Origin of the sequence: Achromobacter ruhlandii (assembly GCF_902859695.1) — a bacterium.
Taxonomy (GTDB): Bacteria; Pseudomonadota; Gammaproteobacteria; order Burkholderiales; family Burkholderiaceae_B; genus Achromobacter; species Achromobacter ruhlandii.
In genome coordinates this window covers 393,274-414,947 of record NZ_CADIJL010000002.1, presented here as the reverse complement: position 1 = coordinate 414,947, position 21,674 = coordinate 393,274, and the positions used below count along the sequence as shown (strand labels likewise).

Annotated in this window: 18 protein-coding genes; 4 read left to right on the top strand and 14 right to left on the bottom strand. The window is 70.1% G+C overall.

Features of this window, described 5'->3' with window-relative positions; all coding sequences use genetic code 11:
• Positions 1-9: 9 nt before the first annotated feature.
• From HV742_RS04105 to HV742_RS04065, 9 genes are all read right to left on the bottom strand, one after another.
• On the bottom strand, positions 10-1,026 hold the full coding sequence (locus HV742_RS04105) for a chemotaxis response regulator protein-glutamate methylesterase (RefSeq protein ID WP_175144546.1): 1,017 nt from the start codon (positions 1,024-1,026) through the stop codon (positions 10-12).
• Positions 1,023-3,287 carry a hybrid sensor histidine kinase/response regulator gene (locus tag HV742_RS04100; protein WP_175144545.1) on the bottom strand — a complete coding sequence of 755 codons (2,265 nt, stop codon included), beginning with the start codon at positions 3,285-3,287 and terminating at the stop codon, positions 1,023-1,025. The genes HV742_RS04105 and HV742_RS04100 overlap by 4 nt, the downstream gene beginning before the upstream one ends.
• A complete protein-coding gene (locus tag HV742_RS04095) occupies positions 3,284-3,964 on the bottom strand; it encodes a chemotaxis protein CheW (protein ID WP_238909958.1) in 681 nt (226 codons plus the stop codon). The genes HV742_RS04100 and HV742_RS04095 overlap by 4 nt, the downstream gene beginning before the upstream one ends.
• A complete protein-coding gene (locus HV742_RS04090; protein WP_175144544.1) occupies positions 3,957-5,240 on the bottom strand; it encodes a CheR family methyltransferase in 1,284 nt (427 codons plus the stop codon). Before HV742_RS04090 ends, HV742_RS04095 begins: the two co-directional genes overlap by 8 nt.
• The gene (locus HV742_RS04085; RefSeq protein WP_169537701.1) at positions 5,237-5,773 is read right to left on the bottom strand and encodes a chemotaxis protein CheW; all 537 of its coding nucleotides are present in this window, start codon (positions 5,771-5,773) and stop codon (positions 5,237-5,239) included. The genes HV742_RS04090 and HV742_RS04085 overlap by 4 nt, the downstream gene beginning before the upstream one ends.
• Positions 5,774-5,779: 6 nt before the next feature.
• Complete coding sequence (locus tag HV742_RS04080; protein ID WP_100505255.1) at positions 5,780-7,399, bottom strand: methyl-accepting chemotaxis protein; 1,620 nt, start codon at positions 7,397-7,399, stop codon at positions 5,780-5,782.
• Positions 7,400-7,707: 308 nt separating this feature from the next.
• Positions 7,708-9,180 (bottom strand): amidase, encoded by a 1,473-nt coding sequence (locus HV742_RS04075; protein ID WP_175144543.1) that lies wholly within the window; start codon positions 9,178-9,180, stop codon positions 7,708-7,710.
• 139 nt (positions 9,181-9,319) lie between these two features.
• Positions 9,320-9,829: a PaaI family thioesterase gene (locus HV742_RS04070; RefSeq protein ID WP_175144542.1), complete on the bottom strand. Its 510-nt coding sequence runs from the start codon at positions 9,827-9,829 to the stop codon at positions 9,320-9,322.
• A 517-nt stretch (positions 9,830-10,346) separates the two neighbouring features.
• The gene (locus tag HV742_RS04065) at positions 10,347-11,231 is read right to left on the bottom strand and encodes a LysR family transcriptional regulator (RefSeq protein ID WP_054415605.1); all 885 of its coding nucleotides are present in this window, start codon (positions 11,229-11,231) and stop codon (positions 10,347-10,349) included.
• Between the two features lie 391 nt (positions 11,232-11,622).
• On the opposite strand from HV742_RS04065, the gene HV742_RS04060 reads away from it, so the two are divergent.
• Both HV742_RS04060 and HV742_RS04055 read left to right on the top strand, forming a co-directional pair.
• Entirely contained in the window at positions 11,623-13,152 is a 1,530-nt protein-coding gene (locus tag HV742_RS04060; RefSeq protein WP_068980291.1) for an MFS transporter, read from the top strand.
• A gap of 109 nt (positions 13,153-13,261) precedes the next feature.
• Positions 13,262-13,675, top strand: a complete 414-nt coding sequence (locus HV742_RS04055; protein ID WP_049077738.1) for a group III truncated hemoglobin — start codon at positions 13,262-13,264, stop codon at positions 13,673-13,675.
• Between the two features lie 45 nt (positions 13,676-13,720).
• Here HV742_RS04055 and HV742_RS04050 read toward each other — a convergent pair whose 3' ends face one another.
• The 3 genes from HV742_RS04050 to HV742_RS04040 all read right to left on the bottom strand — a co-directional run bounded on the left by HV742_RS04050 (position 13,721) and on the right by HV742_RS04040 (position 18,328).
• Positions 13,721-15,991, bottom strand: a complete 2,271-nt coding sequence (locus tag HV742_RS04050; protein ID WP_054415609.1) for an ATP-dependent DNA helicase — start codon at positions 15,989-15,991, stop codon at positions 13,721-13,723.
• Positions 15,988-17,739, bottom strand: coding sequence for a VRR-NUC domain-containing protein (locus HV742_RS04045; protein WP_175144541.1), 1,752 nt, complete (start codon positions 17,737-17,739; stop codon positions 15,988-15,990). Before HV742_RS04045 ends, HV742_RS04050 begins: the two co-directional genes overlap by 4 nt.
• Positions 17,740-17,815: 76 nt before the next feature.
• A complete protein-coding gene (locus HV742_RS04040; RefSeq protein ID WP_054415614.1) occupies positions 17,816-18,328 on the bottom strand; it encodes a P-loop nucleotide/nucleoside kinase family protein in 513 nt (170 codons plus the stop codon).
• A gap of 244 nt (positions 18,329-18,572) precedes the next feature.
• On the opposite strand from HV742_RS04040, the gene HV742_RS04035 reads away from it, so the two are divergent.
• Positions 18,573-19,088 carry a GNAT family N-acetyltransferase gene (locus HV742_RS04035; RefSeq protein ID WP_049073374.1) on the top strand — a complete coding sequence of 172 codons (516 nt, stop codon included), beginning with the start codon at positions 18,573-18,575 and terminating at the stop codon, positions 19,086-19,088.
• 91 nt (positions 19,089-19,179) lie between these two features.
• Positions 19,180-19,422: a hypothetical protein gene (locus HV742_RS04030; protein WP_175144540.1), complete on the top strand. Its 243-nt coding sequence runs from the start codon at positions 19,180-19,182 to the stop codon at positions 19,420-19,422.
• A 14-nt stretch (positions 19,423-19,436) separates the two neighbouring features.
• On the opposite strand, the gene HV742_RS04025 is transcribed toward HV742_RS04030, so the two are convergent.
• Positions 19,437-20,108 (bottom strand): lysozyme inhibitor LprI family protein, encoded by a 672-nt coding sequence (locus tag HV742_RS04025; RefSeq protein WP_175144539.1) that lies wholly within the window; start codon positions 20,106-20,108, stop codon positions 19,437-19,439.
• A 239-nt stretch (positions 20,109-20,347) separates the two neighbouring features.
• Positions 20,348-21,664 carry a c-type cytochrome gene (locus tag HV742_RS04020; protein WP_175144538.1) on the bottom strand — a complete coding sequence of 439 codons (1,317 nt, stop codon included), beginning with the start codon at positions 21,662-21,664 and terminating at the stop codon, positions 20,348-20,350.
• Between the last annotated feature and the right edge of the window lie 10 nt (positions 21,665-21,674).

Below are 21,674 nucleotides of genomic sequence, written 5' to 3'. Positions count from 1 at the left end.
ACCGCCGGCTCAGGCGAAGGCCTGCACCAGGCGGGGAGCAATCTGGTCCAACGGTCGGATTTCGACGGCGGCCTGCATCGCGGCGGCCGCCTTGGGCATGCCATAGACCGCGCTGGTGGCCTGGTCCTGGGCAATGGTCAGGCAGCCGCGATCGCGCAGCGCCTTCAGGCCGCGGGCGCCGTCCTGCCCCATGCCGGGCAGCAGCACGCCGACGGCCAGGCCGCGCCAGTGCTGCGCGACGCTATGGAAAAATACATCGATGGAGGGACGGTACAGGCTTTCCTTCGGATTCTCGGTGTAACGCAGCGTACCATCGGCCACCAGGTGCAGATGGTCGTCCGTGCCGGCCAGCAGCACCTGCCCCGGCACGGGCCGCTCGCCCTCGCGCACCAGCCGCACGGGCAATGCCACCTGATCGTTGAGCCAATCGGCCATGCCGGCGGCGAACGAAGCGTCCACATGCTGCACCAGCACAATGCCCGCGGGAAAACTGACCGGAATATCGCGTAACAACTGTGCCAGCGTGGCCGGGCCGCCGGCGGAGGCGCCGATCACCAGCAGGCCTTGCGAGGCCCCCGCCGGGGTGACGTCGCGAGCCACCGGCGTGAGGTTGGTGCGGTTGCTGCCGTAGCGGCCGATCAGCCAGCCGATATTGCGGATCTTGCGCAGCAGCGGCGCGGCGGCGCTGCGCAGGTCGGCATTGCCCACCACCGGGGTATCGGCCGCGTCCAGCGCGCCATGGCCCATGGCGTCGAACACGCGCGCGGTATGGCGCGCCACGTCCACCGTGACCACCACGATGGCGCAGGGGCTTTCGGCCATGATGCGGCGGGTGGCCTCGACGCCGTCCATGACGGGCATGATGAGGTCCATCAGCACCACGTCGGGCCGGTCCAGGGCGCATTGCTGGACGGCCTCCAGGCCGTTGGAGGCGACCCAGGCAACCTCCAGCCCGGGTTCCAGCGCGATCACGCGCCGGAGGGTTTCCACCGCCATCTGCAGATCGTTGACGATTCCGATTCTCACGTCCGCGCCTTTCCGATGAGGTCTTCCACGGCGTCCAGCAAGGCATCGTCGTGGAAGCTGCCCTTGGCCAGATAATAGTCGGCGCCGGCATCCAGCCCGCGCCGCCGATCCTCTTCACGGTCCTTGTAGGACACTACCATTACCGGCAGCGTTTGCAACTTGGGATCGGCCTTGATGCGCGACACCAGTTCGATGCCGTCCATGCGCGGCATGTCGACGTCGGTCACCACCAGGTCGAAGGCCTCGTTGCGCAGCATGTTCCAGCCGTCCATCCCGTCCACCGCCACCGCCACATCGAAACCGCGGTTCAGCAGCAGCTTGCGCTCCAGTTCGCGCACCGTCAGCGAATCATCCACCACCAGCACGCGCTTGCTGCGGCGCGCCTGCGCCACCGGACCGCCGCCATCCACCCGCGCCAGGCGGCCGCCCTCGACCAGCTTCTGCACCGACAGCAGCATGTCCTCGACGTCCAGGATCAGCAGCGGCGTGCCATCGTCCATCAGCGAGCCGGCCATCACGTCCTGCACCTTGCCCAGGCGCGGATCCAGCGGCTGCACCACCAGCGTGCGCTCGCCCACATAGCGGTCCACGGCGATGCCGTAGAGCCGGTCGTGATCGCCGACCACCACCACCGGCAGGGTCTCGGCGGCCGGCGCCGGCTCGCCCGAACGCAGGATCTGGCGCGCCGACACCAGCCCGATCTGGCGATCCATGAAGCGGAAATGCTGATGCCCTTCGAGCTGCTCGATGTCCTGCGCCCGCACCTGCAGCGCGTGGCTGACGTAGGCCAGCGGAAACGCGTAGATCTCGCCCTGCACCTCGACCAGCAGGCTGCGCACCACCGACAGCGACAGCGGCATCTCCAGCACGAAGCGCGTGCCCTGCCCGGTCTGCTGGTGGATCCGCACCGCGCCGCGCAGCTGCCGCACCATGGTCTGCACCACGTCCAGCCCGACCCCGCGGCCGGAGATCTCGGTAACCTCGCCGCGCGTGCTGAAGCCGGACAGGAACAGGAATTCCAGCAGTTCGGCCTCGCTCAGGCGGGCCGCGGTCTCGGCGTTGGTCAGCTTGCGCTGCACCACCTCGACCCGCAGGCGATCGAGCGAAATGCCGGCGCCGTCGTCGCTCAGTTCGATCAGCAGCATGCCGGCCGCGTGGCGGGCCGACAGCCGGATCAGGCCTTCGGCTGGCTTGCCGGCCTGCAGCCGGTCCATCGGCATCTCGATGCCGTGATCGACCGCATTGCGCAGCAGGTGCATCAGCGGCGCGTCCAGCTTGTCGAGGATGTCGCGGTCGACCTGGGTGGAATCGCCCTCGATCTCCAGGCGCACCTGCTTGCCGAGCGAACGGCCCAGGTCGCGCACCATGCGCGCCATGCCGCCCAGGCCGTCGCCAAAGGGCCGCATGCGGCAGGCCAGCGCGGTGTCGTACAGGCGCTGCGCCAGGTGGCCCATGCGCCAGCCGAATTCATCGACCTCGCTGGCGCGTTGCGCCAGTTCCTGCTGGCAGGCCTCGACGATGCGCTGGGCGTCGTCCAGCGCCGCCTGGCTGCGGGCATCGATATGCACGCCGGCCAGCGAGGCGCGCAGGCTGTCCAGCGCCTGGCCGGCGCCCGACTGCAGCCGCCGCAGCCGCAGCATGGAGGCGCTGAAAGGCGCGATCCAATGCGACTCCACCAGGGTTTCGCTGGACAGGCCAAGCAATTTGTTGAGCGTGTCGGCGGTGACCCGCAGCACCCGTTCGCCCTCGCCCAGCGCCTGGTCGGAGCTGCGGCGCCCGGGCGGCGGCGGCGGCGGCGGTGGATCATCGGGCTGGTGAATGGGCGGCAGGAAATCCGAGGGCTTGGGCGGCCGCTCGAGCAGCGGCGCGGCCGGCGGCGCGTTGGGCGCGTTCGACAGCCGCGTCACCAGCGTGTCGATCTCCTCGCCCAGTTCCACGCCGGGCGTGGCCACCCGCTGCAACAGGTCCGCGCCCAGCAGCAACGCGTCGATATCGGCGGCCTGCAGGCGCAGCCGCCCTTCCTGCGCCGCCACCAGGCAGTCTTCCATCGCGTGCGCGATGCGCACCGCCGGATGCAGGTCGACGATACGCGCCGCGCCCTTGAGCGAATGCGCCGCGCGCATGCAGGCTTCCAGCTGCGCGGCCGAGGTCGGGTCGTGCTCCAGGGCCAGCAGGCCATTGTTCAGCACCTGCACCTGATTGCGGGTTTCCAGCTGGAACAGTTCCAGCAGCGAGGCGTCGCGCATCTGGTCCGGGTTCACGCCAGGCTCCGTTCCAAGGCTTGCATCAACAGGGTCTCGTCCAGCACGCCGACGCTGCGCTGGCCGCAGCGCGCCACGCCGCGCGAGTACTTCAGGCTGGCGCCCTCGAGCGTGGCCGGCAAGGCTTCCAGCGCCTCCAGGTCAACGCTGTGAATGCCTTCCACCTCGTCCACCGGCAGGACCACCGCGCGCCCCGCCCCGCCGAAGATCAGCATGCGGGCCGCGGCCGGCCGTTCGCGGCCCGCGCCGGCCGCTGGCGCGTCCAGCCCCAGCAGGCGACCCAGCGACACGCAGACCGTCAGCGTGCCGCGCACATTGGTCACGCCCAGCACCGCCGGGTCGCGTCGGTGCGGCAGCGTCAGGATGGCGCGGGTGCCGGCCACCTCGTCCAGCGCCTTGGTCGGCAACCCCAGCCATTCCCCCTGCAGCCGGAACACCAGCAGCGACGACAGCCTGGCCTGCGCGGCCACGGCGCCCTCGGCGGGCTCGGCCCGCGCATCGGTCTGCGGCGGCAGGCGGTCCAGGATGCGCTTGGCCGCGCCGGCATACACCGGACAATTGCGGCAATGCACGTATTCGGGCAGGCGCGCGCAGGTCTTGTCGCCGCGGCTGCCGATGCGGTTCCAGCAATCGTCCACTTCCGACAGGCGGGCCAGGGCGTCCAGGGCATCACTCACGGCCGGCCTCCTGACGCGCGGCGCGCGCCTGCAGGCGGCGGGCGCCTTCCTGGTCGCCGTCGGCCGCGATCAGCGCGGCCAGGTGCAGCAGCGCCTCGCGGTGCGACGGATCCAGGTACAAGGCCTTGCGATAGGCGGCCTGGGCCTGGCGCGTATCGCCGTCGGCATCCTGCAGCAGACCCAGCAGGTACAGCGACTCGGCGCTGGCGCCATGCTGGCCGAGGTGGGCGCGGCAGCGCGCCATCGCGTCCCGCACCCGGCCCTGGTCCGCCAGCGCGGCGATCTCGCGCAGTTCTGCCGCGCCCGCGTTGGCGGCCTCGGCCGGCGCCGGCTTGACGGCGGCCGGCCGCGATTCCCAGGCCCGAGGCGCCGCCACGGGCGTTCGCGCCGGCGCGCCGTGCGCGGCCGGCATGCGGCCTGGCGGCAGCGTCGGCGACGCGGTCCAGGCCGGCACCGCGACCCGCTCGGCCGATGCCTTCGGTTCCGCCAGGAAGGCGAAGGCGCGCGCCAGCGGCACCGCCGGCAGGCGCCGGCCGGTCATCAGACTGGTTTCGGCCGGCCCCACGAACAACACGCCGTCGCGGCGCGCGAAGCGCCTCAGAATCGCCACCGCGCGTTCCTGCGTGGCCGCGTCGAAATAGATCAGCAGGTTGCGGCAGAACACGAAATCATAGGGCGGGACGTCCGGCAGCAACTGGGCGTCGAACAGGTTGCCGGCCAGGAAACGCACCCGCGCCTTGACCGCGTCCGCCAGTTGGTGACCGTCGGCGGTCTCGGTGAAATGGCGGTCGCGATACGACAGGCTCTCGCCCCGGAACGAATTGCGGCCATAGCACGCGCGCCGCGCGAAATCGACCATGCGTTCACTGATGTCGACCGCGTCGATCTGGAAGCGCGCGGCAGGCACGCCGGCGTCCAGCAAGGCCATGGCGATCGAATACGGCTCCTCGCCGCTCGAACAGGGCACGCTCAGCACGCGCAGCACGCGCGCCTCGGCCCCCGGCGCGAACAGGCGCTCGCGCGCCAGCGCCGCCATCGCGGCCTGCGATTCGGGATAGCGGAAGAACCAGGTCTCCGGCACGATCACCGCTTCGATCAGCTGCTGCATTTCGGCCGGCGAGGTCTGCACCCGCATCAGGTAGTCCTGCTCGTCGTCCGCCCCCACCGCCTGCATGCGGTGGCGCACCGCGCGCTCGACCGCGGCCGCGCCGATGGAACCGCTGTCCAGCCCCATCTTGCGCTTGAGCACCGCGCTGAAGTCCTCGACCAGCATCATGGCCGGACTCCTTCGGCCAGCGCCGGCTCGGAAGGAAACAGCAGCGCGCGCACCGGCTCGGGCAGCAGCTCGGCCACCTTGACCGCCTGCACCATGCCGCCCGCGTCGCTCAGCACCGGCCCCAGGTAGCGCGCCCGCGGCGTGTCCAGCCCGACCGGGCGGAACGCCGCCGGGTCATAGTGCACGGTTTCGGTGGCCTGCTCCAGCACCAGTCCCAGCAGGCGCTCCTGACTTGCGCCATCGGGCCGGTAGCGCACCAGCGCCAGCCGCGTGCTGGTCACCCGGGCCGCCGTGCCAACGCCGGCCAGCGCGCTCAGGTCGATGGCCGGCACCGCCGCCCCGCGGCACTCGAACATGCCCATCACCCATGCCGGCGTGCCGGGCACCTGCTTGAACGTGCGCATGCCCAGCACCTCGATCACATCGGCGGCGTCCAGCGCATAGCGGTCCGCGCCGATGCGAAACAGCAGGTACAGCCGGCGCCGGGCGGCGGCGCCGGACGCGGCGGACGGAAGCGGGGCAAGCTCGGCCATGGCGTATCAGACCTTGAAGCGCGACACGCCGCTGCGCAGGTCGTTGGCCACCAGCGTCAGCTCCTCGATCGCCAGGCTCGACTGGCGCAGCGATTCGACCGTCTGCTGGGCGGCGTCGCTGAGCTGCTGCAACGCCTGGTTGATCTGCTCGGCGCCGGTGGCCTGCGCCTGCATGCCTTCGTTGACCATCTGCACGCGCGGCGCCAGCGTCTGCACCTGCTGGATGATCTGCGACAGCTGGTCGCCCACCTGCTGCATGTCGGCCATGCCGCGCCGCACCTCTTCCGAGAACTTGTCCATGCCCATCACGCCGGCCGACACCGACGACTGGATCTCGCGCACCATCTGCTCGATGTCGTAGGTGGCGACGGCGGTCTGGTCGGCCAGGCGGCGGATCTCGGTCGCCACCACCACGAAGCCGCGCCCGTACTCGCCGGCCTTCTCGGCCTCGATCGCGGCGTTCAGCGACAGCAGGTTGGTCTGGTCGGCCACCTTGGTGATGGTGGTGACAACCTGCGTGATATTGCCGGCCTTCTCGTTCAGGATGGCCAGCTTGGCGTTGACCGAACCGGCCGCGCCGACCACGTTGCGCATGGTGTCCTCCATGCGCGCCAGGCCCACCTGGCCGCTGCCCGCCAACGCCGCCGTCTGTTCGGCCGCGCCCGACACTTCCGTCATGGTGCGCACCAGCTCGCGCGACGTGGCCGAAATCTCGCGCGAGGTGGCGCCGATCTCGGTGGTGGTGGCCGCCACTTCCGAAGCGGTGGCCTGCTGTTGCTTGGAGGTGGCCGCGATCTCGGTCACCGAGGTGGCCACCTGGACCGCCGAACGCTGCGTCTTGCCGACCAGGCCGGTCAGCTCGTCGACCATGCCGTTAAAGCCGCTCTCGATGGCGTTGAACTCATCCTTGCGCGCCAGCGTCAGGCGGCGCGTCAGGTCGCCGCTGCCGGTGGCCGCCAGCGTCTTGACGATGCTGTTCATGGGCGTGACGATGGCGCGCATCAGCAGCACGCCGCAGATGATCGCGGCGACGATCGCCAGCCCCAGCGACACCAGCATGCCGGCCTCGGCCTTGTCCACCGCCTTCTGGATGCTGACGGCCGATTCGTCGGCCTGTTGCTTGTTGGCCGCGACCATGGTGGCCAGCACGTCGCGGCCCGCGTAAAACGCCGGCCGCAGGTCGGATTTGATCTTGGCTTGCGCGCGCGCCGGATCCGACATCATGGCCGGATCCAGGATTTCCGCGCGGATGCGCATGTAGGCCTGCAACGCCTTTTCGAAGTCGGCGAACATGCGCTGGTCGTCGCCGCGCACCACGGTGCGGCGATACTGCTCGATATCGTCCTGCAGGTGCTGATCGTTCTTGGGCAGCGCGGCCAGGCCGGCCTGGCGCTCCTGCTCGGTATCGCTGTTGAAGGCGTCCTGCACCACCACGAAGCCGGCGAACCACGAGGCCCGGATCGAGGTGCTGTAGTAGATGCCCGGCACCGCATCGGTGTTGATCGACTCGGCCTCGGCCTCGACCTGCAGCAACCGCTGATAGTCGACCACCACCATCAGGGCCATGATGGCCAGGATGACCAGGAAGCTGGCGATGATGCGCTCGCGTAGTGTCAGATTCTTCATACCGGGACCCTTGTGCAATTTCGGCTCGCCAGCACCCACGCCAGCGCCGTCGACGTTTTTCCGGCGGCCGTCTCGACGCGCCTGTCGCCCGCGTTTGACGGGATGTGGGAATAGTCAGCAATTATTGCAAAGGCGCGGCCCGACAGCTACGGAAAAACAAGGGAAACCCCGCATTCCCGGCGGGTTCCGTCGGGAAAAAGCAAAGTCCGCTTACAAGAGGCTTGTCTTTTGCTGTGACAGGGCGTACCGAAGTCCGCAAGCTTGCGGCCATTTTTCCGCCCCGCGGCGGCGCGCCAACGCCCCCCCGCCTAGCGCCACAACCCCTGCGGCGGGCGCGATTCGACCCAATCGTGCACCTGCTCGTGGGCATGCGCCAGCCGCAGCACGGCCAGATCGCCACGCGGCGGGCCGATCAACTGCATGCCCATCGGCAGGCCGGCGTCGCCGAAGCCCACCGGCACGCTGATCACCGGGCAGCCGGCCAGGGTCCAGGGCGTGACGACTTCCATCCAGCGGTGGTAGGTGTCCATGCGCCGTCCGGCGATTTCCTTGGGCCAGTCCAGCGTGGCATCGAACGGGAACACCTGCGCCGATGGCACCGCCAGGTAATCGACCTCCTCGAACATCCGCAGCACCGTCTGGTACCAGGCGCTGCGCTCCTCGGTGGCCTGGTAGACCTGGCGCGCGGTCATGCCGTCCAGTCCCTCGACCTCCCAGATCAGCGCCGGCTTGACCAGCTTGCGGGTCTCCGGATCACGCACCAGGTCATGGTACTGGCCGCCCACCATCAGGTGCCGGTGGGCCAGCCACATGCGCCACAGCCGCTCGCCCGCGAACGGCACGCGGTAATCATCGACCTGGCAACCGGTCGCCTGCAGCCGCGCCAGCGCCTGCGCGCACAGCGCCAGGATGCCCGGCTCCATCGGCAGATAGCCGTCCCAATCGCCCAGCCAGCCGATGCGCTTGCCGCGCAGGTCGGCATCCAGCGCTTGCGCGAACACGGCCGGATCGTCGTCCAGCGACAGCGGCGCGCGCGGATCGTGCCCGGCGATGACCGACAGCATGCGCGCCACGTCGCGCGGCGAGCGGCCCATCGGGCCTTCGTATGACAGTTGCTTGAGGAACACGTCGCTGGACGGCCCGCTGGGCACCCGCCCGGCCGACGGCCGCATGCCGTAGACGTTGCAGAAGCCCGCCGGATTGCGCAGCGATCCGCCGAAGTCGCTGCCATCGGCCACCGGCAGCATGCGCGCCGCCAGCGCCGCCGCCGCGCCGCCACTACTGCCGCCGGCGCTCTTGGAGAGATCGTACGGGTTGACCGTGGTGCCGTAGACCGGGTTATAGGTGTGCGAGCCCAGGCCGAACTCGGGCACGTTGCTGCGGCCGATGAAAATCGCGCCGGACGCCCGCATGCGCTCGACCAGGATCGAATCCTGCTGGCTCACCTGGTCCTTGTACACCAGCGAACCCATCGAAGTGACCATGCCGCGCACCGAGGTCAAGTCCTTGGGCGCCTGCGGCATGCCGTGCAGCCAGCCCAGCCATTGCCCGGCCGCCAGCTGCGCGTCGCGCGCATCGGCCTCGCCCAGCAGCTCCGCCCGTTCGCGCCGCGCCACCAGCGCATTGAGCGCCGGATTGACCGCGTCGATGTGGTCCAGGTAGGCCGTCATCACCTCGCGGCAGGACACGCGGCGCTGGCGGATCGCGTCCGACAGCGCATGCGCGGGCATGGCGACGATATCGTTCAGGCGGCCGGCGGCCGCCGGCGTGGCTGCAGTCATGGTGTTGTCTCCGCTTTTTTTCTTGGCAGGCCGACGATACTACGCCAATGCCGCGCGGGCCGCGCGCCGGCGCCGCCCGGCGCGATCCGGGCGGAGGCGGCGCCACCGATCCGCCGGGCCCGCCGCGCCCTGCCCGCCGTCAAGCCGGCGGACGCGCGAACACCAGCAAGGTGGACGTGGCCGAGGCCAGCAGGCGGCCCTGGGCATCGGTCAGCTTGGCTTCGGCGTACGCCACCCGCTGGCCGAACGACAGCACCCGGCCCTCGGCCCGCAACCGGCCGCTGTGGCGCGTGATGGCCTTGTGATAGGCCACCTTCAGTTCCAGGGTGGTGTAGGCCTGCTCGGCCGATAGCCGCGAATGCACCGCGCAACCGCAGGCCGAGTCCAGCAGCGTCGCGGCATAGCCGCCATGGACCGTGCCGATGGGGTTGTAGGCGTGCGGGCCGGGCGTGCCGGCGAACACCGCCAACCCTTCCTCGGCCTCCACGAAATCGAAATCCAGCGACACCAGGATGCCCGGCTTGCGGCCCGAGGCCAGCAGCGCGCGCAATTGCGCCAGGCCATCGAGACCGGCGCCGGTCTGGTCAACCAGGCTGGGTTCGCGTTGCGGGGCGGTGGCGCCACCCGCCAGGGTCGGGTCGGAAGTCATGGGCAAGGCTCCGGCAAAGGGAAAAGGAAGGCAATCTTTTATATGATGCCCATCATATATCAAACCTTTCCCGCTCTGCCCTCGACCCCGGGGGCCATCCGTGCCGAACAGGTCGACCAGGTCGGTCAGGTCGGTCAGGTCGACGGACAGCGTGCCGCGCCCGCTCAGGCAATCATCGCCGCCCGCGCCCTCGCGGTGCGTGAGGAGGCCGCGCCTGGCTTGCGGCTCATCGCGCCGATGACGATCGGTCTCGTAGATGCCCGGCTACGCGGTGCGCCCTCTTCAATTGCCCCGCCCCAAGGCGTAAGCGCGCCGGCAGCTTGCCGCGCGGCGGCGTACTGGCGCGCCAGCCATCGGCCTTCACCGCCGGGCTGGCCCCGCCCGACCGAGCCCGACTGGCTCGGCACGCTGCCGATCCCCTGCGGATGGCGCAATGCCGCACAGGACCAAGCCAGGCCGCCCGCCGATGACCGGGCGGACGGCCGGCGCGGCAATGCCATGGCGCGCGTCCCGGACGTCACGCGAACATGTGCCGGGCCAGGTGGTCCACGAACACGCGCAGCTTGGGCGATGGGTGGCGGCTGGCCGGCCACAACGCCCACATGGTGGCGTTGCCGCGCGTGCGTTCGTCCATCACCGTCACCAGCCGGCCCGAGGCCAGTTCTTCCTTGATGGTGAAGTCCGGCAGGCAGACGATGCCCAGCCCGCCCAGCGCCAGGAAGATGCGGGTTTCGACGCTGTTGCAGATCAGCGTCAGCGGCAGTTCGGGCGCGGGCGCGCCGGCCGCCGTCTTCAAAGGCCATTGCTCCAGCTTGCCCGTACTGGGATAGCGGTAATGCAGGCAGCAATGGCGCAACAGGTCGCTGGCGCGGCGCGGCGTGCCATGCCGCGCCAGGTAGTCGGGCGAGGCCGCCAGGATGCGGCGGAACTGCCCCAGGCGGCGGCGTTTCAGGCCGGAATCCTGCATCTCGCCGGAACGCACCACCGCGTCGTATCCCTCGCCGATCACGTCGACCATCCGGTCGGTGAAATCCAGGTCCAGCCGGACTTGCGGATACTGCTTCATGAACGTGGCGATGGCCGGCTCGAACAGACGGCTGTAGCGCGGCAGGCTGACGCGCAGCCGGCCGCTGGGAGTGCCGGCGGCCTCGGACAGTTCCAGTTCGGCCGCTTCCACTTCGCACAGGATGCGCCGGCACCGCTCCAGGAACTTCTCGCCTTCCGGCGTCAAGGTGATGTGGCGCGTGCTGCGGTGGAACAGCCGCACCTTCAGGTGCGCCTCCATCCGCGCCACGCTCTTGCCGACCGCCGACGGCGACACGCCCAGCATGCGCCCCGCTTCCGCGAAGCTGCGGGTGTCCGCCACCAGCACGAAAACACCGATACCGCTGAGGCTGTCCATTCGCCTGATTCCTTCAATGCGGACTTTCATGTCCGGAATATTCGGAATCCTAGCCTATTTTTCTTTTATCGACGGCTGCCTATCCTGCCGGCATCGCGTTCCCGGACGCCGCGCTCGCCGGGCGTGGCGCCATTCCCTTGTTTTGCCGGCCTTGTTTGCCGGCCTTGTTTGCCGGCCTTGTTTTTCAGCTTTGTTTGCTGGCTTGGCTTGCTGGCTTGGCTTGCTGGCTTGGCTTGCTGGCTTGGCTTGCTGGCTTGGCTTGCTGGCTTGGTTTGCTGGCTTGGTTTGACGGCCTTGTTTGTCAGCCTCGTTGCCGACCCAGTTGGCAGGCCTTGTCCGCCGAACCGGGCCGGCCACCGCCTCGCTTTCCATTATCGACACCGTTATCGACATGACCTCATTGCCTCCTTCCCCCGCCCCCAACCGCTGGCTGCAATTGCTCGCCGCCTGCCTCACCGCCGTGCTCATTCCGCTGTGCTTCACCGGCCCCGCGGTGGTGCTGCCCTCGATCAGCCAGGCGCTCGGCGGCACGCCGGTGCAACTGAACTGGATCCTCAATGGCTACATCCTGGCCTACGGCAGCGTCATCATGGTGTCCGGCAGCCTCACCGACCTGTACGGCCCGCGCCGCGTCTGGCTGGGCGGGCTGGCCTGGTTCTGCGCCTTTACCTTTCCCATCGCCTGGGCGCCGTCGGCCGGGTGGATCGACTTCCTGCGGCTGATGCAGGGCGTGGGCGGCGCGGCGGCCTTTGCCGCGGCCATGTCATCGCTGGCGCCGCTGTTCCATGGCGCCGCCCGGGCCCGCGCCTTCAGCCTGCTGGGCACCACCTTCGGCATCGGCCTGTCGTTCGGGCCGCTGGTCTCCGGCTGGCTGGTGCAGACGGCCGGCTGGCGCTGGGTCTTCCACGGCACCGGCCTGGTGGGCCTGCTCGGCCTGGCGCTGGTGGCCGCCAGCGTCCGCGCCACGGCGGGCGCGGCCGGCGGCCGGTTCGACTGGCGCGGCGCGCTCAGCTTCACCGGCGCGCTGGGGCTGTTCACCTACGGCATGCTGCTGGCGCCCGAAAACGGCTGGCGCGACGCCGCCGTGGCCGGCTCGCTGCTGGCCTCGGCGCTGCTGGGCGTCGCCTTCATCGTCACCGAGATGCGCGCCTCGCATCCGATGCTGGACCTGTCGCTGTTCCGCAGCGCGCGCTTTGTCGGCGTGCAGGCCCTGGCGGCCTCGCCGGCGTTTCTGTTCATCGCGCTGATCGCCATCCTGCCCGGCCGCTTCATCGGCATCGACGGCCACAGCGCGTTGCGCGCCGGCCAGTTGATGATGGGCCTGGCCACGCCGCTGCTGGTGGTGCCGTTCCTGGCCGCGCTGCTGACGCGCCGCTTCAGTCCCGCCGCCCTGTCCAGCACGGGCCTGGTGCTGGCCGCCGCCGGCCTGGCCTGGCTGGCCCGCGACCTGGGCGGCGACGCCGGCCGCCTGTGGCTGCCCATGAGCCTGATCGGCATCGGCATCGGCCTGCCCTGGGGCCTGATGGACGCGATGGCGGTCAGCGTGGTGCCGCCGGAGCGCGTCGGCATGGCCACCGGCATCTTCAACACGGTGCGCGTGTCGGCGGACGGCGTCGCCATCGCGGTCATCAGCGCCCTGCTGGCCACGCTGATCCACGCCCAGGCCGCCACCGCCCTGGCGGACGCGGGCCCGCAAGCGCTGCTGCAGGCCGCCAATCGGGCGGCCCTGGGCCAGCTGGACGAGGCCGCCAGGCTGCTGCCCGGCGCCGGCGACCTGCTGCACCAGGCCTACGAGATGGCCTTCGGGCAGGTGCTGTATGCCCTGGCGGGATTCGCGCTGGCGCTGGCCGTGCTGGTCTACGCCCTGCTGGCGCGGCCGCAGGCGACGCCCATGGCGCAGGTGCGGCCGCAGGCGCATTGAACCGGGCGGCGCGGCCATTGCCGGCGCGGCCGGCTTGCGCCAGATCAACCCGCCCCCGCCCCGCCCCGCCCTACACTTCGCGCTGACTTCCCGCCGCCTGGAGACCGCCTTGTCCGAACCCGACATCTGCACCGAAGCCGAGATCCGCGACCTGGTGCATACGTTCTATGCCAAGGCGCGCGCCGACGCCGCGCTGGGCCCCGTGTTCGAAGCCCAGGTGCACGACTGGGACGAGCACCTGGCGACGCTGTCGGACTTCTGGTCGGCGGTGCTGCTGGGCACCCGCCGCTTCACCGGCATGCCCATGCCCAAGCACGTCGCGATGCCGCACCTGAGCGCCGAACTATTCGAACGCTGGCTGGCGCTATGGGGCGAGACGCGGGCGGCGCTGCCGAACCGCGCGCTGGCCGACGCGGCCGGCGAAATGGCCAGTCGCATGGCGCGCAGCCTTTGGTACGGCTACCAGCTCAGCCGCGATCCGGACAAGCCGTTGACCGAGCTGCGCTCGGCCTCGCCCGCCTAGGGCCACTCCCGGGGCGAGTTCGCGCAAAGGCGCCGGGGCGCGGCCCTAGTCCACCCGCCACCAGCTGGGCAACAGGTTGCGCACCTTGGCGCGACGATAGCGGTCGTCGATCAGATGCACCGTGCCCACGTCCTGTTCGGTGCGGATCACGCGGCCGGCGGCCTGCACCACCTTCTGCATGCCCGGGTAGAGATAGGTGTAGTCGTAGCCCTGCGCCTCGCCGTAGCGCCGCTCCATGGCGCGCTTGATGTTCTCGTTGACGGCGTTGACCTGCGGCAGTCCCAGCGTGGCGATGAAGGCGCCGATCAGGCGCTTGCCCGGCAGGTCCACGCCCTCGGAAAAGGCTCCGCCCAGCACCGCGAAGCCCACCCCCTGCCCGCTTTCGGTGAAGCGCCCCAGGAAGGCCGCCCGGCTGGCCTCATCCATGCCCGGCGTCTGCAGCCAGATCGGCACCTGCGGATGGCGCGATCGCATCAGGTCGGCCACCTGCCGCAGGTAGTCGAAGCTGCTCAGAAAGCCCAGGTAGTTGCCGGGCCGGCGGGCGTACTGCTCGGCGATCAGGTCGGCGATCGGCGCCAGCGAACGCTCCCGGTCGCGATAGCGGGTGGAGACATTGCCCACCACCTTGACCGCCAGTTGTTCGGCCTGGAACGGCGCGGCCACGTCGATCCAGGCCGCGTCCGGCGGCAGGCCCAGCGTGTCGCGGTAGAACTGCTGCGGGCTCAGCGTGCCCGAAAACATCACCGTGGCATGCGCCGCCGCGTGCCGCGCCGCCAGATACGGCGCCGGCACCACATTACGCACGCACAAGGTGGATGGCGCCGTCTTGGCGCCATGCGCGCGGGCATCGGCCCGCGTCACGTCGAACAGCGCGTGCGGGCCGAACTGCTCGGCCAGCCGCATGAAATGCAGCGCCTCGAAATAGAAGGCCAGCACCGGATCGTCCTGCGCCAGCGGCGACTCGCCCAGGTAGTCGGTGATGGCGCCCACCGCCTTCTGCAGCGCCGCCAGCACGCCGGCGGGCGCCTCGTCATAGGCCTGGTACGCCTCGGCCTGTTTCTTGTTGAACGCGGTCCAGGAACGCTGCAGTCCGTCCAGCGGTTTCTTCAGCGCCTTGGGCGCGGCCTGGCGCGCCGCCGCCAGCCCGAGCTGGTTCAGTTCGCCGGTGTACATGCGGCGGGCGCGATCGACCAGGTTGTGGGCCTCGTCCACCAGCACCGCCACCTTCCATTGGTGCGCCTGCGTCAGCGCATGCAACATGGCGGTGGCGTCGTAGTAGTAGTTGTAGTCGCCCACCACCACGTCGCTCCAGCGGATCAGTTCCTGCGACAGGTAGTACGGGCAGACCTGGTGGGCCCGGGCCACGGCGCGCACCGCCGGCGCGTCCAGCCGGCCCTGGACCAGGGCGGCCTCGCGCGCGGCCGGCAGGCGGTCGTAGAAGCCCTGCGCCAAGGGGCAGGAGTCGCCGTGGCAGGCCTTGTCCGGATGCTCGCAGGTCTTGTCGCGCGCCTGCAGGTCCAGCACCCGCAGCGCCGGTTGCGCCGGCTGGGCGTTCAGCGTGTCGAGCGCCGCCAGCGCCAACCCGCGCCCGGAGCCCTTGGCCGCCAGGAAGAAGACCTTGTCCAGCCCGCTGCCCGGCGCGGCCTTGAGCAGCGGAAACAGCGTGCCCAGCGTCTTGCCGATGCCGGTGGGCGCCTGCGCCATCAGGCAGCGGCCATCGCGCGCCGCGCGGTAAACCGACACGGCCAGTTCGCGCTGGCCGCTGCGGAATTCGCCATGCGGAAACGCCAGCCGTTGCAGCGCCGCATCGCGCGCCTGCCGGTGCGCCAGTTCGGTGCGCGACCAGGCCAGGAAGCGATCGCATTGCTCGGCGAAAAATGCCGCCAGCCAGGCCGCGTCGCGGGTCTCGGTCAGCACGGTTTCTTCTTCGGTGGCGACGTTGAAGTACACCAGCGCCACGCGGACCTGCGCCAGCCCGCGCGCCAGGCACAACAGGTGCGCATAGACCCGCGCCTGGGCCCAATGCGCGGCGCGGTGGTTGTCGCGCACGCTGTCGAGCCGGCCGCGGTAGGTCTTGATTTCTTCGAGCTGATTGGCCGCCGGGTCGTAGCCGTCGGCGCGGCCGCGCACCAGCAGGTTCTGGTACTGGCCGCTCAGCGCCACCTCGGTTTCGTAGGCGGGCCCGCGCCGGCCCGTGACCGCCGTGTGCCCCGCCATGCCTTCCAGGCCGCTGGGCGCGGGCGTGAAGCGCAGGTCAAGGTCGCCCGCGCGGGCCGTGAATTCGCACAGCGCCCGTACCGCCACCGCGTACGTCATGGCGCGGACTCCCGCCAACTGACATGGCAGACGCGCACCGGCATGCCGTGCTCGGCGCAATACGCCAGCCAGCGGATCTGGTTGTCCTGCAGCTTGTCGCCGGGGCCCTTGATTTCGATCAGCTCGTAGCCGGGCGCCACGGCCTGGAAACGGATCAGGTCGGGCAGGCCGGAGCGGTTGGCCTTGACGTCGCGCAGCAGCCGCGTGAAGAACCGCTTCAGGTGCGCCGGCGGCAGGTGTTCGAGCGCGCGTTCCAGCAAGGATTCGTCAAGCGCCCCCCAGAACACGAAGGGCGACTGCAGCCCCTGCTTGTCGACGTAGCGGCGGCGGATGGTGTCGCGATATTCGCCGGAGTCCAGTTGCGCCAGGCAGGCGGCGAACAGCGCCTCGCGCCGGGCGTGGAAATCCGGCGCGTCGAGGTCGGCCGGACCGCGCTGGAACGGATGGAAGAAGGCCCCCGGCAAGGGCGCGAACACCGCCGGCCAGCACAGCAGGCCGAACAGCGAATTGATCAGGGTGTTCTCGACGTAGTGCACCGGCGCGTCGTCGCGGTGCAGGTGGTCGCGGGCGGCGAATTCCACCGGCGTCGGCGCCGCGGGCCGTTCGAGTTCGAGATCGAAGCGGGCCACCGGCGTCGTGACGCGCCGCGCCGCTGCCTGCCCCAGCTTGCGGCGCAGGCGCGGCAGCATGCGCGCCAGGCGTTGCGTTTCTTCCTCGCTTTCGGGTGCGGCCTGGGCCCGCAGGGCCAGCGCCAGCGCCTCGTCGAAGCGCGCCATGCGCTCGAACACGCGGATGCGGCGATGACGCGCCCCTGGGTAGGCGCACAGGGCGTAGACGCGTTCGGCCGCTTGCCAGTCCTGGGTGCGTTCGCAGGCCTGTCCCAGGCGCAGCAGCACCTTGGCGCGGCGCTTTTCCAGCCAGGGGTTGTCGCTGGCGCAATCGGCCACCGCGCGCAACAGCGCATCGACGTCCAGCGGCTCTTGCAGCGCTTGCCGGCAGGCGTGCAGCATCAGATAGCGGTCGACATCCGCCCGCGCCTGGAAAGCCCGCGACGAGGGATCGAACGGCACCGCCTCGTACTGGAACACGCCCAGGTCGGCCAGCACGAACTCTGACCAGTCCTGGTGCAAATTGCCGAAGAACATGAGGCGCAGCCGCTCGCACAAGTCCGCGACCGCGACCCGCCAGGCCGGATCGGCGGAGACCGCGGGATCCGCCGTGGCCGATGAACATGGCGCCGCCGGCGGATGGCCGACTGACGCGCGCCCCGGCGTCGCAACACGGACGGCCGGGATGGCGGCGGCGCCCGGCGCCAGCGCCATCCAGGCGGCATGCGGCCGCGCGTCCGGATAGCGCGCGCGCAGCGCGGCCAGCAGGTCCGCCTTGCGCGCGGCGGCCTTGGCCGGCATGGGGGCGAACAGGCGGTCCAGCTCGGGGCGCGTATGCAGCGCGAACAGTTCGTCCAGCGTCATGGGCGTGTCGGCATCCAGCCAGCCCAGCGCCAGCAAGGGCGCGGCAGCCTCGGCCGAGTCGGGGATTTCGTCGTACGCCAGGCGGCTGGCGCGGAACCACGGCCCGCGCCGCATCAGCATGCGCACCAGCAGCGCCTGCGAGGCCTGCGGCAAGCCGGCGAAATCCGCCATGAAGCGGCGTTCGCGTTCGTCCAGCAGGTCGGCGTAGCGTTCGCCGACCCACGCCAGGGCGCGCTGGAAGTTATGCAGGTAGTAGTAGCGGTGCGGGGGCAACATCGGCCGAAACGGATAGCTGGGTATTTATCCAGTAATCATAGCAGGCCGCCCCGCCCGTGGAAGCCTCGGCAAGTACCTATCCGTGGCGCACGATCTCGAAGCCCTCATCGTCCTGCGGCGCCACGAAATACGCCGTGATGGCGTCATACTGCGCGTCGCTGGTGGTGAACGGATGGGTGCCGGATTCGTTGCGGGCGCGCAGCCGCGCCTTGCATACCGCGTCGGGCAGGTCCAGGAAATGCAGCTGGTGGCGGCAACCGGCGGCCTCGGCCACCTGGCGCAGCCAGGCGCGGCTGGCGCGGGTGTTGGCCGGAAAGTCCAGCACCACCGACAGCCCCGCCCCGACCAGCGCGGCGACGTGCGCGCCCATGGCATCGCGCAAGCGCCCGGCGCAGCGCGCGTAGTCCGCCACCTCGCGGATCTCGCCCGGATACAGCGCCGCCAGCCAGGCATCCTCGCTGATCAGCAGCGTGCCGGGTTGCGCGGCCAGCCGGGCCGCCAGGGTGGATTTGCCGGCGCCGATCTTGCCGCACAGGAAGTGCAGCAGCGGCGGGGGAAAGTGGGGTGGGTTGGACGGGTGCGATTGCATTGGACTGCCTCGGGAAAGAGCCAGCCGGCGGGCCAACAAAAAACCCGCCGGTGGCGGGTTGATGTCGCGATGATCCGACGCGCGCTAACCCACCGTGGTCCCAACGAGGGTAATAATCAGGGCGAACGAGAGTTGCGGCCGGTTCATGGCACGATGATGCTGGACGGCGCCAAACCTGTCAAACTGCGGCGAACGAATCATCGCGGCGCCGGGCCGCCTCCCACCCTGCCGCGACAAAGGAACCATGTCCCGCCCTCCCGTCACCCTGCGCCAGGCCACCGCCCGCGATGCCGACGCCATCGCCGCCATGCACGCGGCCAGTTGGGCCGTCACCTATCGCGGCCTGCTGCCCGACGGCTTTCTCGACGCCGGCCTGGCCGATGACCGCATGGTCCACTGGCAGGACCGGATGCGCGACGCCGACACCGATGCGCAGGCCGTATTCATCGCCGAGCAGGACGGCCAGCCGATCGGCTTTGTCTGTGTCAAGCAGGAACGCGACCATCCCGGCGAGGTGCTGCTGGACAACCTGCACGTGCTGCCGCCCTACCAGGGCACCGGCGCCGGCAAGCTCATGGTGGCGCGCGCTGAGGCCTGGGCCCGCGCCCGCGGCGCATCGCGGCTGTATCTGTATGCGCTGGAAGGCAACACCCGCGCCATCGACTTCTACGAGCGGCAAGGCTGGCGCAACACCGGCACCGAAAGCGACCGGATCGGCGGTATCGAGGTGCAGGCGCGCCGCTACGAGCGGCCGGTGTAACCACATGCCGCGCGGATTGCGAGTAAGGTATGCCCCAGAGGCCTTCATCGTCCGGCACGCCGGCCCGTGCCACCCGCAGGAACCCCGCATCATGACTACCCTTCGCCTGGCACTGCGCCCGATCCTGGCCGCGATCACGTGCGCGTCGCTCGCCGCCTGCGCCAACCCGCCGGCGCGCGGCACGGACCTGGACTATCGCAGCCGCCCGCCCGCGGCCACGCAGGGCACGACCAGCGCCCCGGGCCAACGCCTGAACATCCAGACCGGCGAGGGAGAACGCCTGAACCTGCCCTGGTTCATCCAGGACACGCAGAACCTGATCAATCGCCAGTGAGCCTGCGGGGCGCGTCAGCGCGCCGCGAACCAGTCGCCGGCCACGCCGCCATTGCGGCCGCAGAAAGGCGGACCCGAGCCGTCGTCGGGGGAGCCAGCAGGCGCCGTTTGGCGCGCCACCAGCACGGCGCCGCGCCGCGTCAGCGTCACGACCCAGGGCGGACCGTCCTGGTAGGTCACTTTCAGGCTGTCGCCATCGACCACCGCATTGCCGCTCAGGTCGCAGACCCAATTGCCGTAGTAAGGCATCCACGAATTGACCGCCACGGCCAGCTCGCCGTTGGTGCCCTGCGTGATCTCGATCTCGCCCTCGATGTTGCGCCACTTGCCGATGAAGCCGGCGGCCGGATGCGGATTGATGGCCTTTAACAAAGCCAGGCGCGCCCGCATGAAGGCGGCCATTTCCTTGGCGGGCGTGCTGTGCGTGAAAGGCTGCTCATAGACCCTGTCCCGCATGCCCAGGAAATAGCGTTGATCGGCGGTCAGCGACTTGGCCGCTTCGGCATCCAGCTTGTCCCGCACATCCTTGTATTGCCGCGCGATCGCCGCATCCTGGTCCGCCAGCGCCGGGTTGGCGCAAATCGCTTTCTCGACTGGCGTGGCGGCCTTGGCGCAGTTGAAGGAAGGTGCCGCCGTGGCGCTGCCGGCCACGGCCAGCGATGCCGCCAAGAGCAGAGGACGCATCATGGTGGGAAATTCTCCAGGAGGTATAAAGGTTCGCCACACCCGGCGACGTCGGACAAATTCGCGGCGCCGGCATGACCAACGACGCGGCTTGGAGTCTACGCGATAACGCCAGCGCGCGACGCGCGGGGCACGGACCGTCGCGCCCACGCGCCCGCCCTTCCCCAGGCCAAAAAAATCGCCCGCCGAAGCGGGCGAATCCCATCGGGGCGCCGCGGGCCGGCCGGCCCACGGCAGCGCGATTAGCGCGCCGGTGCCTTGGCCGCGCCCACGTCCTTGCGCACCTTGGCCACGTCCGACGCGCTCACCGCCGCGCCCTGGTTGCCCCAGCTTGAACGCACGAAGGTCACCACGTCGGCGACTTCCTTGTCGGTCAGGCGCCAGTCGAAGCCCGGCATCGCATACGCCGTCGGCGCGGCCGAGGTGCCCGGCATCTGCGCGCCCTTGAGCACGATGTGGATCAGCGACGCGGGATCGGCCGAGTTCACCGTCGAGCTCAGCGCCAGCTGCGGGAAGGTTTCCGCGTAGCCCTTGCCGGTGCTGCGGTGGCAGGCCGCGCAGTTGTTCAGGAACGTCATCGCGCCGTCGCTCGTATCCTTGCCGCTGCGCAGGGCCTGCGCCACGGTGTCGTTGTAGGCGAGCGGCTGGGTGGCGTTCTTGTTCACCGGCGGCAGGCTCTTCAGATACACCGCGATGGCGTTGACGTCGGCGTCGGTCAGGTGCTGGGTGCTGTCCTGCACCACCTGCGCCATGCCGCCGAACGCGGCCGAATGGCCGTTGCGACCGGACTTGAGGAAAGCGGCGATGTCTTCCTTGCTCCAGCTGCCCAGGCCGTCGGCCATGTCGCCGCGCAGGTTCTTCGCGAGCCAGCCTTCGACCACGCCGCCGGACAGGAAGGCCGAGCCGTCGGCGTCGGTCAGCGCCTTTTCCTGCAGCGCGAAGCCGCGCGGGGTGTGGCAGGTGCTGCAGTGGCCCAGCCCTTCGACCAGGTATTGGCCGCGCAGCAGCGCCTGCTTGTCCGCGTCGTTGGCGGGGGTGGCGGTGACCGGCGCGGTGGCCACGTCGGGCGCGAACATCCAGCGCCACACGCCCAGCGGCCAGCGCATCGACAGCGGCCAGGTGATGTCCGTGTCCTTGTTGGCCTGCTTGACCGGCTCGACGCCGTGCATGAAGTAGGCGTACAGGGCCTTGACGTCATCCGGCGTGACCTTGGCGTAGGCGGTATACGGCATGGCCGGATACAGCGAATGGCCGTCCTTGGCCACGCCATGGCGCACGGCGCGGTCGAAGTCCTCCAGCGTGTAGTTGCCGATGCCCGTGTCCTTGTCGGGCGTGATGTTGGTGGAATAGATCGTGCCCAGCGGCGACTCGATGCCCAGGCCGCCAGCGAACGGCTTGCCGTCCCTGGCGGTGTGGCAGGCGATACAGTCGCCGGCGCGCGACAGGTATTCGCCCTGCTTGATCAACTGCGCATCCGCGGTGGCGGGCGTGCCATCGGCGGCCCAGCCGGAGCCGCAAGCCAGGATCGAGAGCGCGGCAACAATGGTTTTCTTCATCATTGTCGGCTCC

Bases quoted from the DNA above. Each gene is read 5' to 3' on its own strand.
- HV742_RS04090 (WP_175144544.1), bottom strand. From the start codon at position 5,240: ATGATGCTGGTCGAGGACTTCAGCGCGGTGCTCAAGCGCAAGATGGGG.
- HV742_RS04085 (WP_169537701.1), bottom strand. From the start codon at position 5,773: ATGGCCGAGCTTGCCCCGCTTCCGTCCGCCGCGTCCGGCGCCGCCGCC.
- HV742_RS04080 (WP_100505255.1), bottom strand. From the start codon at position 7,399: ATGAAGAATCTGACACTACGCGAGCGCATCATCGCCAGCTTCCTGGTC.
- HV742_RS04075 (WP_175144543.1), bottom strand. From the start codon at position 9,180: ATGACTGCAGCCACGCCGGCGGCCGCCGGCCGCCTGAACGATATCGTC.
- HV742_RS04070 (WP_175144542.1), bottom strand. From the start codon at position 9,829: ATGACTTCCGACCCGACCCTGGCGGGTGGCGCCACCGCCCCGCAACGC.
- HV742_RS04065 (WP_054415605.1), bottom strand. From the start codon at position 11,231: ATGGACAGCCTCAGCGGTATCGGTGTTTTCGTGCTGGTGGCGGACACC.
- HV742_RS04060 (WP_068980291.1), top strand. From the start codon at position 11,623: ATGACCTCATTGCCTCCTTCCCCCGCCCCCAACCGCTGGCTGCAATTG.
- HV742_RS04050 (WP_054415609.1), bottom strand. From the start codon at position 15,991: ATGACGTACGCGGTGGCGGTACGGGCGCTGTGCGAATTCACGGCCCGC.
- HV742_RS04045 (WP_175144541.1), bottom strand. From the start codon at position 17,739: ATGTTGCCCCCGCACCGCTACTACTACCTGCATAACTTCCAGCGCGCC.
- HV742_RS04040 (WP_054415614.1), bottom strand. From the start codon at position 18,328: ATGCAATCGCACCCGTCCAACCCACCCCACTTTCCCCCGCCGCTGCTG.
- HV742_RS04035 (WP_049073374.1), top strand. From the start codon at position 18,573: ATGTCCCGCCCTCCCGTCACCCTGCGCCAGGCCACCGCCCGCGATGCC.
- HV742_RS04030 (WP_175144540.1), top strand. From the start codon at position 19,180: ATGACTACCCTTCGCCTGGCACTGCGCCCGATCCTGGCCGCGATCACG.
- HV742_RS04025 (WP_175144539.1), bottom strand. From the start codon at position 20,108: ATGATGCGTCCTCTGCTCTTGGCGGCATCGCTGGCCGTGGCCGGCAGC.
- HV742_RS04020 (WP_175144538.1), bottom strand. From the start codon at position 21,664: ATGATGAAGAAAACCATTGTTGCCGCGCTCTCGATCCTGGCTTGCGGC.